Source organism: Micromonospora sp. NPDC005686 (assembly GCF_042871665.1).
Taxonomy (GTDB): domain Bacteria; phylum Actinomycetota; class Actinomycetes; order Mycobacteriales; family Micromonosporaceae; genus Micromonospora.
The window spans coordinates 118,360-131,957 of sequence record NZ_JBIAIY010000005.1 but is presented as its reverse complement, the minus strand read 5'-3'; the positions used below and the strand labels follow the sequence as shown (position 1 = coordinate 131,957).

Annotated in this window: 11 protein-coding genes; 10 read left to right on the top strand and 1 reads right to left on the bottom strand. The window is 72.9% G+C overall.

What is annotated here, in order from left to right:
* Positions 1 to 460: 460 nt before the first annotated feature.
* From nrdR to ACFYON_RS13825, 7 genes are all read left to right on the top strand, one after another.
* On the top strand, positions 461 to 961 hold the full coding sequence (gene nrdR, locus ACFYON_RS13855) for a transcriptional regulator NrdR (RefSeq protein WP_013284751.1): 501 nt from the start codon (positions 461 to 463) through the stop codon (positions 959 to 961).
* A gap of 44 nt (positions 962 to 1,005) precedes the next feature.
* Positions 1,006 to 3,894, top strand: a complete 2,889-nt coding sequence (locus ACFYON_RS13850; RefSeq protein ID WP_387189115.1) for a vitamin B12-dependent ribonucleotide reductase — start codon at positions 1,006 to 1,008, stop codon at positions 3,892 to 3,894.
* Positions 3,895 to 4,118: 224 nt separating this feature from the next.
* Positions 4,119 to 5,444 carry a polysaccharide pyruvyl transferase family protein gene (locus ACFYON_RS13845; protein ID WP_387189107.1) on the top strand — a complete coding sequence of 442 codons (1,326 nt, stop codon included), beginning with the start codon at positions 4,119 to 4,121 and terminating at the stop codon, positions 5,442 to 5,444.
* 59 nt (positions 5,445 to 5,503) lie between these two features.
* Positions 5,504 to 6,439, top strand: coding sequence for a DUF2332 domain-containing protein (locus tag ACFYON_RS13840; RefSeq protein ID WP_387189108.1), 936 nt, complete (start codon positions 5,504 to 5,506; stop codon positions 6,437 to 6,439).
* Between the two features lie 127 nt (positions 6,440 to 6,566).
* A complete protein-coding gene (locus ACFYON_RS13835) occupies positions 6,567 to 7,208 on the top strand; it encodes a methyltransferase domain-containing protein (protein WP_355047438.1) in 642 nt (213 codons plus the stop codon).
* A gap of 61 nt (positions 7,209 to 7,269) precedes the next feature.
* The gene (locus ACFYON_RS13830; protein WP_355047439.1) at positions 7,270 to 7,503 is read left to right on the top strand and encodes a DUF5522 domain-containing protein; all 234 of its coding nucleotides are present in this window, start codon (positions 7,270 to 7,272) and stop codon (positions 7,501 to 7,503) included.
* An 87-nt stretch (positions 7,504 to 7,590) separates the two neighbouring features.
* Complete coding sequence (locus ACFYON_RS13825; protein WP_354865492.1) at positions 7,591 to 8,139, top strand: hypothetical protein; 549 nt, start codon at positions 7,591 to 7,593, stop codon at positions 8,137 to 8,139.
* Positions 8,140 to 8,149: 10 nt separating this feature from the next.
* Here the strand turns inward: ACFYON_RS13825 and ACFYON_RS13820 are convergent, their stop codons facing one another.
* Positions 8,150 to 8,836, bottom strand: coding sequence for a metal-dependent transcriptional regulator (locus ACFYON_RS13820; protein WP_354865490.1), 687 nt, complete (start codon positions 8,834 to 8,836; stop codon positions 8,150 to 8,152).
* 97 nt (positions 8,837 to 8,933) lie between these two features.
* On the opposite strand from ACFYON_RS13820, the gene ACFYON_RS13815 reads away from it, so the two are divergent.
* From ACFYON_RS13815 to ACFYON_RS13805, 3 genes are read left to right on the top strand one after another with little or no spacing between them, the layout of a single operon-like run.
* The gene (locus ACFYON_RS13815; protein ID WP_354865488.1) at positions 8,934 to 9,788 is read left to right on the top strand and encodes a sulfurtransferase; all 855 of its coding nucleotides are present in this window, start codon (positions 8,934 to 8,936) and stop codon (positions 9,786 to 9,788) included.
* A gap of 47 nt (positions 9,789 to 9,835) precedes the next feature.
* A complete protein-coding gene (locus tag ACFYON_RS13810) occupies positions 9,836 to 11,017 on the top strand; it encodes an acetoin utilization protein AcuC (RefSeq protein WP_357707752.1) in 1,182 nt (393 codons plus the stop codon).
* Positions 11,004 to 13,598 carry a GNAT family N-acetyltransferase gene (locus tag ACFYON_RS13805; protein WP_387320818.1) on the top strand — a complete coding sequence of 865 codons (2,595 nt, stop codon included), beginning with the start codon at positions 11,004 to 11,006 and terminating at the stop codon, positions 13,596 to 13,598. Before ACFYON_RS13810 ends, ACFYON_RS13805 begins: the two co-directional genes overlap by 14 nt.

The window sequence follows — 13,598 nt, the reverse complement described above, 5'->3', positions numbered from 1 at the left end:
GCCTCGTCGGCTCGTGGTGCGTGTGGTCTGACCGTATAGGTGAGATCGGCCATTTTCAAACATCTGTACGACCTGCTGTCGGCGTGTCGCGCCGAATTCCTGGATTTCCGAACTGGTGTTCTGATAGAAGGGTACGCCGCTCGAACGGGTGTTCTATCCCGGCTGCCCGTGACTAGCACGGGAGGCCGTCCGTTGGGCTCGGCGGCGGCGTCGTGCCGGGCGTGATCCTGATGACGCGCCGGACACGCCCGGCAACTTGACCTCGCTTGGGGTTCGGCCTACGGTCGACCCCTAGATGTAGTAGTCACACGGGCGTAAGTTGCCTACAGGTTGGGTTCGACTACCGAACGCACTCCCGCACCGCGCACCCGGCGACGGTCATCGGACGATGGCCCCGCCGTGTCGACGCGTGCCCGGGAGCCGGCAGTTGTGCCCGCGATCGACTGAGGAGGTCGGGCGAATGCGGTGTCCGTACTGCCGGCACGCCGACTCCCGGGTGGTCGACTCGCGGGAGGCCGACGACGGCCAGCTCATCCGGCGGCGACGGTCCTGCCCGGAGTGCGGCAAGCGGTTCACCACCGTCGAGGAGGCGGTCCTCGCGGTGGTCAAGCGCAGCGGGGTGACCGAGCCGTTCAGCCGTACGAAGATCATCGGTGGGGTGCGCAAGGCGTGCCAGGGGCGGCCGGTCGACGACGACTCGATCGCGCTGCTGGCCCAGAAGGTCGAGGAGACCGTACGGGCCAAGGGGGCGGCCGAGATCCCCAGCCACGAGGTGGGCCTGGCCATCCTCGGCCCGTTGCGTGACCTCGACGAGGTGGCCTACATGCGGTTCGCCAGCGTCTACCGGTCCTTCGACTCGCTCGCCGACTTCGAGCGCGAGATCGAGACGCTGCGGGCCGCCGCACGCGCCCGGGAGGGCGCCGGTGCCGGTGCGGCGGACGCCGCCGGCGCGATCAGCTGACATTTCGGTTTTTCTGACAGGTACACGAGGCGCGGTGGGTGACCGTGCCGACGAGGGGGGCGAGCGTGACGACCAGTAAGTCGCGGAACAAGGCCGGGGCGGGGCTGAAGATCGAGCGTGTCTGGACGACCGAGGGGGTGCATCCCTACGACGAGGTCGCCTGGGAGCGCCGCGACGTCGTCATGACGAACTGGCGGGACGGCTCGATCAACTTCGAGCAGCGCGGGGTGGAGTTCCCCGAGTCCTGGTCGGTGAACGCGGCGAACATCGTGACCACCAAGTACTTCCGGGGCGCGGTCGGGACCCCGGAGCGGGAGTGGTCGCTGCGGCAGCTGATCGACCGGGTGGTCGAGACCTACCGCACCGCCGGTGAGGAGTACGGCTACTTCGCCACCCCGGCCGACGCCGAGGTGTTCGCGCACGAGCTGACCTGGATGCTGCTGCACCAGGTGTTCAGCTTCAACTCGCCGGTGTGGTTCAACGTCGGCACGCCGTCGCCGCAGCAGGTCAGCGCCTGCTTCATCCTCTCCGTCGACGACTCGATGGACTCGATCCTCGACTGGTACAAGGAGGAGGGGCGGATCTTCCAGGGCGGCTCCGGCGCCGGGGTCAACCTCTCCCGGATCCGTTCCTCGAAGGAGCTGCTCTCCTCCGGCGGCACCGCCTCCGGCCCGGTCAGCTTCATGCGCGGCGCGGACGCCTCCGCCGGCACCATCAAGTCCGGCGGCGCCACCCGGCGCGCGGCGAAGATGGTCATCCTCGACGTCGACCACCCGGACATCGAGGAGTTCGTGGCGACCAAGGCGCGCGAGGAGGACAAGATCCGCGCGCTGCGCGACGCCGGGTTCGACATGGACCTGGGCGGCGCCGACATCGTCAGCGTGCAGTACCAGAACGCCAACAACTCGGTCCGCGTCTCCGACGAGTTCATGACCGCCGTGGAGAACGGCGGCAGCTTCGACCTGCGCGGCCGGCTCGACGGGCAGACGATCGAGACGATCGACGCCAAGGAGCTGTTCCACACCATCTCCCAGGCCGCGTGGGAGTGCGCCGACCCGGGCCTGCAGTACGACGACATCATCAACGACTGGCACACCTGCCCGGAGACCGGGCGGATCACCGCGTCGAACCCGTGCTCGGAGTACCTGCACCTGGACAACTCCTCGTGCAACCTGGCCTCGCTGAACCTGATGAAGTTCCTCCGCGCCGACGGCGGCTTCGAGGTGGAGAAGTTCGTCAAGTCGGTCGAGTTCGTCATCACCGCGATGGACATCTCGATCTGCTTCGCCGACTTTCCGACCGAGAAGATCGGTGAGACCACCCGCGCCTACCGGCAGCTCGGCATCGGGTACGCCAACCTGGGCGCGCTGCTGATGGCCTCCGGCCTGCCGTACGACTCGGAGCAGGGCCGGGAGGTGTCCGCCGCGATCACCTCGCTGATGACCGGCACCGCCTACCGCCGCTCCGCGGAGCTGGCCGGCATCGTCGGCCCGTACGACGGCTACGCCCGCAACGCCGAGCCGCACAAGCGGGTCATGCGCAAGCACGCCGCCGCCAACGACGCGATCAAGCCGATCGGCACGGTGGGCACCGCCGTGCAGCGCGAGGCGACCAAGCAGTGGACGCTCGGCAACAAGCTGGGCGACAAGTTCGGCTGGCGCAACTCGCAGGCCAGCGTCCTCGCCCCGACCGGCACCATCGGCCTGATGATGGACTGCGACACCACCGGAGTCGAGCCGGACCTGGCGCTGGTGAAGTTCAAGAAGCTGGTCGGCGGCGGCTCGATGCAGATCGTCAACCAGACCGTGCCGCGCGCCCTGCGCAGCCTCGGCTACCCCGAGGAGCAGGTCGAGGCGATCGTCGAGCACATCGCCGAGCACGGGCACGTGATCGACGCCCCGGGCCTGAAGCCGGAGCACTACCCGGTCTTCGACTGCGCCATGGGCGAGCGCTCGATCGCGCCGATGGGCCACGTACGGATGATGGCGGCGGTCCAGCCGTTCATCTCCGGCGCCATCTCCAAGACGGTGAACATGCCGGAGCAGGCCACCGTCGAGGACGTCGAGAAGATCTACTTCGAGGGCTGGAAGCTCGGCCTGAAGGCGCTGGCGATCTACCGGGACAACTGCAAGGTCGGCCAGCCGCTGTCGGTGGCGAAGAAGCCGGAGGCCAAGGCGGACACGACCGCCGTCGCGCAGGCCGCGCCGGAGAAGGTCGTGGAGAAGGTCGTCGAGTACCGCCCGGTACGCAAGCGGCTGCCGAAGAAGCGCCCGTCGGAGACCATCTCGTTCTCGGTCGGCGGCGCGGAGGGCTACCTCACCGCCTCGTCCTACCCGGACGACGGCCTCGGCGAGGTCTTCCTCAAGATGTCGAAGCAGGGCTCGACCCTGGCCGGCGTGATGGACGCCTTCTCGGTGGCCATCTCCATCGGTCTCCAGTACGGCGTCCCGCTGGAGACGTACGTCAGCAAGTTCACCAACATGCGCTTCGAGCCGGCCGGCATGACCGACGACCCGGACGTGCGCATGGCCGCCTCGGTGATGGACTACATCTTCCGTCGCCTGGCGCTGGACTTCCTGCCGTACGACCGCCGCGCCGAACTGGGCATCTTCACCGCCAAGGAGCGGGCCGCCCAGCTCGCGGCCGAGGCGGAGGCGGAGGCGAGCGGTGCGGACCTCACCGCGATGGCCTCCTCCGCCCCGGTCGAGGCGCCGGAGCCGAAGACCGGCCCGATCGCGCAGCCGGCCCGGGAGATGACCGACGTCGCGGCCGTCAAGCCGGCCCCGGCCGTGGGTTCCAGCACCGAACTGCTGGAGGCCGTGATCGGCAAGGCCGCGGACGCGCCGCTCTGCTTCACCTGCGGCACGAAGATGCGGCCCGCCGGTAGCTGCTACGTCTGCGAGGGCTGCGGCTCCACCAGCGGCTGCAGCTGAACTGGGCTGAGTCGCCTGAAGGACAGCGACCGCCCGATCCTGTAGGGGTCGGGCGGTCGCTGCGGCACTGACGTGCAGAATCAGCACGACACCAGGCCGCAGATCAATCGTGGAGACGGCGTAGGATATCGACTTCTGCACGGAACGGGGCCGTGCTCGGCCGGTCGCGCCGCTTCGGCCTCGCCGGGCGCCGTGGCGTTCGGGACGAAGGGTGGACACCCCGGATGCACCAGCGGATCCTGTTGCGCGCCCGCAAGGGCCCGTTCGACGTCGTCACCGCCGAGGAGACCTACGAGCGGGACTGGATCGGCAAGAACAGCGGCAACCTGGTCTTCAGCCACGCCGCGCACAAGCTGCTGTCCACCTCGGCGGCGGAGATCACCCCGTCGCGGTTCCGGGCGGATCCGCGCGATGCCGACGAGATCAACGAGAAGTACGACGTCTTTGTGATCCCGCTGGCGAACGCGTTTCGCCACGACTACGCGAACCGGCTGATGTCGATGACCCGGCTGATCGAGCGGCTCAAGATCCCGGTGGTGGTGCTCGGGGTCGGGGTGCAGACCGACGTGGACGGCGACCGGGAGTACCTGCGCCCGATCGACGAGCCGGTGAAGGCGTTCTGCCGGGCGGTGCTGAACCGATCGCACAGCATCGGCGTACGCGGCGAGATCAGCGAAAGCTACCTGCGTACGCTGGGTTTCTCCGCCGTCGAGCAGATCGGCTGCCCGTCGATGTTCCTGCACGGCGACAGCTTGCGGGTCGAGAAGGCGAAGGCGACCCTGGGCACCGAGGATCGGCTCGCGTTCGTCATCTCGCCATACGTCCGCGCGTTGGCCCCGATCGCCCATCACCACCACCAGCGTTACCCGAACCTGCGCTACCTGGCGCAGGGCCTGTACACCCTCGGCACCCTGCTCTATGGCGACGCACCACATTTGAGCGGCAAGACCGACGACATGCCGATCCACACCTCACACCCGCTCTTCGTCGAGGACAAGGTGCGGATGTTCGTGGACCCGTGGCCCTGGATGGAATATCTGTCCGGATTCGACTTCGCCTTCGGCACCCGGATCCACGGCACCATCACGGCGCTGGTCTCCGGCACTCCCGGATATCTCCTCGCACACGACTCGCGCACCCTGGAACTGGCCCGCTACTTCGACATCCCGCACCGGTTGATGCGCGACGTACCGGCCGACGTCGACGCCGCCCAACTCTACGAGGAAGCCGACTACACGGCTCTGAATGAGGGCCACAAGGAGCGCTTCGCGCGAATCACCGGGTTCCTCGCCAAGCACGACCTCGGCCTTTCGTTCGCCGACGGGGACAGCGCCGCCCGCTTCGACGAGCAGGTCCGCCAAACCGTCTACCCGCAGGCGGTCCGGCCGGCCTCCGCCTACACCGCCGATGAACTGCTGGCGCGCATGCAGTGGCTGCGGGCCGAGAATCGGACGCTGCAGCAGGACCTCAAGGCACTCCGCGCGCAGCCCGTGCGTGAGCGGGTCAAGCAGGCGGTGGGCGGACGGGTTCGCCGGATGCTGTCGCGCTGACCGTCGTACGCGTGCTCGCGGTCACAGCCCATCGTGTACGCGAGTGGAATGCTCGGGGGATGAGCACGGCCGACATCTATCTGGCGTTCGCCGAGCGCGAGGCGCGCGGCGTGTCCCCCGCGTACGAGCGGTTGTCGCGGGCGGTGGCGCGCGACCGGAAGCTGCTCGCGCTGCTCGACACGCTGCCACCGGCCAAGCGCCAGCCGAACCTGCTGTTCGGTGTGGTGCGGCTGCACGGCGGGCCGGTGGACGACCCGGCGGCGTTCCGCGCGTACGTGCTGGCGCACTGGCCGGACGTGGCGGCGCAGATGCGGGTGCGGGCGACGCAGACGAACGAGGCCGGCCGTTGCGCGCTGCTGCTTCCGGTGCTCGCCGCGTTGCCGCAGCCGCTGGCCTTGCTGGAGGTCGGCGCGTCCGCCGGGCTGTGCCTCTACCCGGACCGGTACGCCTACCGCTACGGCGACCGGCGGATCGGCGACGGCGAGCCGGTGCTCGACTGTGACCTGACCGGTACCGAGCCGCCGCAGCGGCTGCCGGAGGTGGTGTGGCGCGCCGGGCTGGACGTGAACCCGCTCGACGTCACCGACCCGGCCGCCCTGGCCTGGCTGGACGCGCTGATCTGGCCGGAACACCGGCACCGCCGGGACCGGCTGCGCGCGGCGGCGGCGGTCGCCGCCGCGGATCCGCCGCTGCTGGTACGCGGTGACCTGGTCGACGACCTGCCGGCGCTGGCGGTGCAAGCTCCGGCCGGGGCGACGCTCGTGGTGTTCCACAGCTCGGTGCTCTACCAGGTGCCGAAGGCGCGCCGGGACGCCTTCACCGCGCTGGTCCGGACGCTGCCCGGCCACTGGATAGCCAACGAGGACCAGTCGGTGCTGCCGCACGCGGCGCTGCCCGAGCCGCCCGCAGACGGTCTCCACAACGTGCTGGCCCTCGACGGCCGCCCGCTCGCCTGGACGAGAGGCCACGGCCAGGCCCTCACCTGGTTCCGCTGACCCACCCACCCGCCCTCATCCCCGGCGATCATGAAGTTGACGGCGCGACACGCCGACCCTGACGGCCGCCAACCTCATGGTCGACGAAGGCCGGGCGAGGGCGGACAGGCGTCTAGGTTCGGTGGTCGTGAACGAACCGAGCTGGCTGGTGGAGACCCGCGCCGCCTACGACACCGTCGCCGAGGACTACGCGCGGCTGCTGCCCGACGTGGTGGAGCCGCCGCTGGACCGCGCGCTGCTGGCCGCGTTCGCGAAGCTGGTCGGGCCGGGACGGCCGGTGCTGGAGGTGGGCTGCGGCACCGGCCGGGTCACCGCCCACCTGCACCGGCTCGGCCTCGACATCGACGGCGTCGATCTCTCGCCCGGGATGGTGGCGGTGGCCCGCCGGACATACCCGGACCTGCGCTTCGAGGTCGGCTCGCTCACCGAGCTCACCGCGCCGGACGAGTCGCTGGCCGGGCTGGTCTCCTGGTACTCGGTGATCCACCTGCCGCCGGAGCTGCTGCCCGAGGTGTTCGCGGGCTTCCACCGGGTGCTCGCCCCCGGTGGTCACCTGCTGCTCGCGGTCAAGGCCGGCGACCGGCGGGACCGGCGGGAGCGGGCGTACGGCCACCAGGTCGGGTACGACGTCTACTGGCTGTCGCCGCAGCGGCTGGCCGCGCAGCTCACCGCCGCCGGGCTCACCGTCACCGCCACGACGGTCCGAGAGCCGGTCGAGGGCGAGCGTCAGGCCCAGGCATTCCTGCTCGCCCAGCGTCCGGCCGGCTGAGCCTCGATGCGACTGACCCGGGCCACCGACCCCTGTCACACCCGATCCGTAGACTCCAGCGGTGCGTGACGAGCTGGCGGACCGGCCCCTGACCGAACCGCACCCGTCGCGGTTGTCGCCGGGTCACCCCGGGCGGGAGCGGATCCTGGCCGTGCACGCCGCCGCCCTGACGGCCGGGGAGGCCGGCTACCTGGACCCGGAGACCGGGCTGTTCGTGCTCAGCGCCGGGTTCCTGGCCCGGCGCGGCACGTGCTGCGGGCGAGGGTGCCGGCACTGTCCGTACGTGGCCGAATAGGGGCTTCCGTCCCCGCCTGGGCACGCCGTACGGTGTCCGACGGAACTCCGGCGGGTCGGACCCGCCGCCGACCGGCGGAGGTCTCCCGTGCGTGCCCGAACCTGGCTGGCCGTTCCGGCCGTCCTGCTCGCCGCCGGCTGCGCCGAGGAGGCGCCGACCGTGGCCGGGCCGCCAGATCCGCCCCCGCCGGTCGCGGTCGTGGCGGCGTCCTCGGGCGGGGCGTGCCGGCTGCTCGACTTCGCGGTGATCGCCGAGCACACCGGCGGCACGTTCGACGTGGCGGCGGCCACCGAGCGGGGCGACACGTACACCTGTGTGGTCCGCGCGGCCGGGGCGGTGCTCCCGGAGCTGACGCTGTCGGTGACCGACACGTCGATCGACGCGGCCACGTTCGCCCTCGACGTGCAGCCCAGGGGCGCGGCGAAGATCAGCAAGCTGGGCAAGGCCGCCTACCGGCGCACGCTGCCCAAGACCGCGAAGTCCGGCCCGGTCGCCGAGGTCGGCTGGCTGGACACCGAGGGCCGGCTCGCCACCCTGCGCTGGACCGCCCCGGCCGGCACCGCGAAGGGCGAGGCGGACAAGACGGCAGGCAAGCTGGTCACGCTGGCGCAGGTGATCGACACCAGGCAGCTCTAGGAGGGTCGCCTCAGCGGGCCGCGACGAACACCCGGGACGCCACCTCGCGGGGCAGGCGCACCCGGTCGCCGGAGCGGTCGATGGAGACGCCGTCGCGTTCCTGCGCCACGGTCACCGTCGCGCCCGGGTCGACACCGGCCGCGTGCAACTGCCGGAGCACGTCCGAGTCGGTCTGCACGCTCTCACAGATCCGCCGCACCACGACCTGGCCGGACAGGCCGGGGAAGGCCAGGTTGCGCTCGCTCTCGCTGGCCTCGGCCGGCGCGTGGCCGGGGTCACCCAGCTCCTCCAGACCCGGAATCGGGTTGCCGTACGGCGAGCGGGTCGGGCGGTTGAGCAGGTCGAAGACCCGCTTCTCGACCGCGTCGCTCATCACGTGCTCCCACCGGCAGGCCTCCTCGTGGGCCTCCTCGTAGGGCATCCCGATGACGTTTACCAGCAGCAGCTCGGCCAGCCGGTGCTTGCGCATCACCGACACGGCGGAGCTGCGGCCCTGCGGCGTGAGGGTCAGGTGCCGGTCGCCCTCGACGGTGAGCAGGCCGTCGCGCTCCATGCGGGCGACGGTCTGGCTGACGGTCGGGCCACTCTGCTTCAGCCGCTCGGCGATGCGGGCGCGAAGCGGCGGCACCCCCTCCTCCTCGAGTTCGAGGATGGTGCGCAGGTACATCTCGGTGGTGTCAACAAGGTCGTGCTTCACGTCTACGGCCTCCCGGCCTCCGATGGTACCCGCTCCCACCGGCCATCGACGCAGGCGAAGCCGGAGGTGGCGGCCCGGATGGTGTTGACTGGGCCGCATGCCCGCGACCGCAGATCTGCTGGTCGAGCCCGACCGGCTCGCCGCCGAGCTCGACCACGCCGACCCGCCGACCCTGCTCGACGTCCGCTGGCGGCTGACCGGGCCGCCCGGCCGCGAGGACTACGCCGTCGATCATCTGCCCGGCGCGGTCTTCGTCGACCTGGACACCGAGCTGTGCGGACGGCCGGGTGCCGCCGGGCGGCATCCGCTGCCGGACCCGGCGGCGTTGCAGGCCGCGCTGCGGGCCGCGGGCGTCCGCGCGGGTCATCCCGTGGTGGTGTACGACGGCGGCGACGGCATGTCCGCCGCCCGTGCCTGGTGGACGCTGCGCTGGGCCGGGCACCGGCAGGTGCGGGTGCTGCACGGCGGCTTCCCGGCCTGGTCGGCCGCCGGTCTGCCGGTCGACACCGGCCTGCCCGCCCCGGTGCCCGGCGACGTGACGGTGGCGCCCGGGGCGTTGCCGGTGCTCGACGCCGCGGCTGCCGCCCGGCTCGCCGCCGGGCCCGGTGTGCTGCTCGACGTGCGGGCCGCCCCGCGCTACCGGGGCGAGCAGGAGCCGGTCGACCCGGTGGCCGGGCACGTGCCGGGCGCGGTCAACGTGCCCGCACCGGAGTACGTCACGCAGGGCCGGTTCCCCGCCGTCGAGGCGCTGCGGGATCGGTTCGCCGCCGCCGGGGTGGCCCCGGACGAGCCGGTCGGCGCGTACTGCGGCTCCGGGGTGACCGCCGCGCAGGCGGTGTTCGCGTTGCACCTGGCCGGCCGTCCGGACGCCGCGTTGTACGTCGGCTCGTGGAGCGAGTGGGTGGCCGACCCGGACCGTCCGGTCGCGACCGGCGGCCCGTCCGGCCGGTGAGCGTACGTCGGGTGGGCGCACCGGGGCCCACGTGCGACGATGGCCGCATGGCCGACGACACGGTGGTGGTGTGGGACGAGGCTCTCCTCACCTACGACATGGGCGACCATCCGCTCGACCCGGTGCGGGTCGAGCTGACCATGGCGCTCGCCCGCGAGCTGGGTGTGCTGGACCGGCCCGGCGTGCGGCTGGTCAAGCCCGAGCCGGCCGACGACGCGCTGCTCACCCGCGTACACGATCCGGCCTATCTGGACGCGGTGCGGGCCGCGCCGCGCGACCCGCTGTTCGCCGGGTTCGGTCTGGGCACGTCGGACAATCCGGTCTTCGACGGCATGCACGAGGCGAGCGCGCTGATCGCCGGCGCCACGGTCGCCGCCGCCGAGGCGGTCTGGCGCGGCGAGGCCCGCCGGGCGGTGAACGTGGCCGGCGGGCTGCACCACGCGATGCCCGCCCGCGCCGCCGGCTTCTGCGTCTACAACGACCCGGCGGTGGCCATCGCCCGCCTGCTCGACCTCGGCGCGCAGCGGATCGCGTACGTGGACGTGGACGTGCACCACGGCGACGGCGTGCAGGAGATCTTCTACCGCGACCCCCGGGTGCTCACCATCAGCCTGCACGAGACGCCGCTCGCGCTGTTCCCCGGCACCGGCTTCCCGGACGAGACCGGCGGGCCGGGCGCGGAGGGCACCGCCGTGAACGTGCCGCTGCCGCCCGGGGTCGGCGACGCCGGTTGGCAGCGCGCGTTCCACGCGGTCGTGCCGTCGGTGCTGCGCGCGTTCCGGCCGCAGGTGCTGGTCACCCAGTGCGGCGCCGACGGGCACCGCAGCGACCCGCTGGCCGACCTGCGCCTGTCGGTGGACGGGCAGCGGGCCACCTACCGCACGCTGCGGGCGCTCGCCGACGAACTGTGCGAGGGGCGCTGGATCGCCACCGGCGGCGGCGGGTACGCGCTCGTCGAGGTGGTGCCCCGGGCCTGGACGCACCTGCTCGCGATAGCCACCGGTGAGCCGATCGACCCGGCCACGCTCACCCCGCCGGGCTGGCGGGACCTGGCCGCGCGGCGGCGACCCGGGCACGAGGTCCCGCTGCGGATGACCGACGACGTCGACCCGTCGTACCTGCCGTGGCAGCCCAGCGGCGAGCCGAACGCGGTGGACCGGGCCGTCGCGGCCACCCGCAAGGCCGTCTTCCCGCTGCTCGGGCTCGACCCGCACGATCCGCGCGACTGAGCCGGCGGCAGGGGAGGACCGACCGGTGACCACCGTCGAACAACCGCTGGACGTGCTGCTCAGCGACGGCACGACCGTCCAGCTGCGACAGATCCGTCCCGAGGACGCGCCCGAGATCGTGGCCATGCACGGCCGTTTCTCGGAGCGCACCCGCTACCTGCGGTACTTCTCGCCGTACCCGCGCATTCCGGAACGCGACCTGAAGCGCTTCGTCAACGTCGACCACCGCGACCGGGAGGCGTTCGTGGTGCTCGCCGGCGAGCGGATCGTCGCCGTCGGCCGGTACGAGCGCCTCGGCCCCGCCTCGCCGGAGGCCGAGGTGGCGTTCGTGGTCGAGGACGCCTACCAGGGCCGGGGCATCGGCTCGGTGCTGCTGGAGCACCTGGCCGACGCGGCCGGCCGGCACGGCATCGTGCACTTCGTCGCGGAGGTGCTGCCCGCGAACGGCACCATGCTGCGCGTCTTCGCCGATTTCGGCTACCAGGTCCAGCGCCAGTACGCCGACGGCGTGGTGCACCTGAGCTTCCCGGTCGCGCCGACCGAGGCGACCCTGGAGGTGCAGCGCGGCCGGGAGCACCGCACCGAGGCGCGCTCGATCGCCCGGTTGCTCGCGCCGCGCGGCATCGCCGTCTACGGCGCCAGCACCACCGGCCAGGGCGTCGGCGCGGCGCTGCTCGGGCACCTGCGCGACGGGGGGTTCACCGGCGCGATCGTGCCGGTGCACCCGAGCGCGTCGACAGTGGCGGGGCTGCCCGCGTACCCGTCGGCGGCCGACGCCGGTCAGGACGTCGACCTCGCCGTGGTGGCGGTCCCGCCGGACGCGGTGACCGACGTGGTGCGCGACGCGGCCCGCGCGGGCGCGCACGGCCTCGTGGTGATCTCGGCCGGGTTCGCCGAATCCGGCCCGGCCGGTGCGGCGGCGCAGCGCGCACTGGTCCGCGCCGCGCACCTGGCCGGCATGCGGGTGGTCGGCCCGAACTGCCTCGGCGTCGCCAACACCGACCCGGCGGTACGCCTCAACGCCACGCTCGCCCCGGTGCTGCCCGCGGCGGGCCGGGTCGGCGTGTTCAGCCAGTCCGGCGCGTTCGGGGTGGCGCTGCTCGCCGAGGCGTCCCGCCGTGGGCTCGGCCTGTCCAGCTTCGTGTCGGCCGGCAACCGGGCCGACGTGTCCGGCAACGACCTGCTCCAGTACTGGCAGGACGACCCGTCCACCGACGTCATCACGCTCTACCTGGAGACGTTCGGCAACCCGCGCAAGTTCGCCCGGCTGGCCCGGCGCATCGGCCGCAGCAAGCCGGTGGTGGCGCTCGCCTCGCTGGCCCGGCCGCCGGGCGTGGGGGAGGCGCCCGCGCTGGACGCGGCGGCGGTGAGCGCGCTGTTCGCCCAGTCCGGGGTGATCCGGGTGGACACCGTCTCCGAACTGCTCGACGTGGGCGTGCTGCTGGCTCACCAGCCGCTACCGGCCGGACGCCGGGTGGCGGTGGTGGGCAACTCGTCGGCGCTGACCGGGCTGGCCGCGACCGCCTGCGCCGCCCAGGGGCTGACCGTGGCCGACGGCTACCCGCAGGACGTCGGGCCGAGCGCCGGGGCCGCCGCGTACGCCGTCGCGCTCCGCGACGCGGGGGCAGACGAGCGGGTGGACGCCGTGGTGGCGGTGTTCGCGCCGCCGCTGCCCGGCCAGCTCGCCGATCCGGGGGCTGACTTCGCGGCGGCGCTGCCCGACGCGCGGGTCACCGGCAAGCCGGTGGTGGCGACGTTCCTGGCCGGGCTGGTGCCGGCCGGGGTGCCGGCGTACCCGAGCGTGGAGGAGGCGGTACGCGCGCTGGGCCGGGTCACCGCGTACGCGGACTGGCTGCGCCGGCCGCCCGGTGTGCTGCCGGAACTGGCCGACGTGGACCGGGCGGCCGGGCACGCCGCGCTGCGCCCGGGCGGCGCCGACTCGGCGGCGTTGCTGCGCGCGTACGGGATCGACGTGGTGGAGTCGGTGCCGGCCGGAACCGTCGACGAGGTGCTGGCCGCGGCCGATCGGCTCGGCTGGCCGGTGGCGCTCAAGGCCGCCGCCCCCGGGCTGCGGCACCGCCTCGACCTCGGCGCGGTACGCCTCGACCTGGCCGACGCCGCCGCGCTGCGCCGCGCGTACGCCGAGATGGCGCCGGTGTTCGGCGCGGAGGTGCTGGTCCAGCCGATGGTCGCGCCGGGCGTGGCGTGCGTGGTGGAGCTGGTGGAGGACCCGGCGTTCGGGCCGGTGGTCGGGTTCGGGCTGGGCGGCGTGGCGACCGAGCTGCTGGGCGACCGGTCCTGGCGTGCGGTGCCGCTGACCGACCGGGACGCCGCCGAGCTGGTCGACGAGCCCCGCGCGGCGCCGCTGCTGCGCGGGCACCGGGGCGCCGCGCCGGTGGACCGGGCGGCCCTGGTCGACCTGCTGGTGCGGATCGGCCGGCTCGCCGACGAGCAGCCCCGGGTGCGGTCGCTCACGCTCAACCCGGTGCTGGCCCGGCCGGACGGCATCTCGGTGCTGCACGCCACGGTCCGCACCGGCGCGGAGGCCGCCCGCCCGGACACCGGCCCTCGAAGGCTGTAG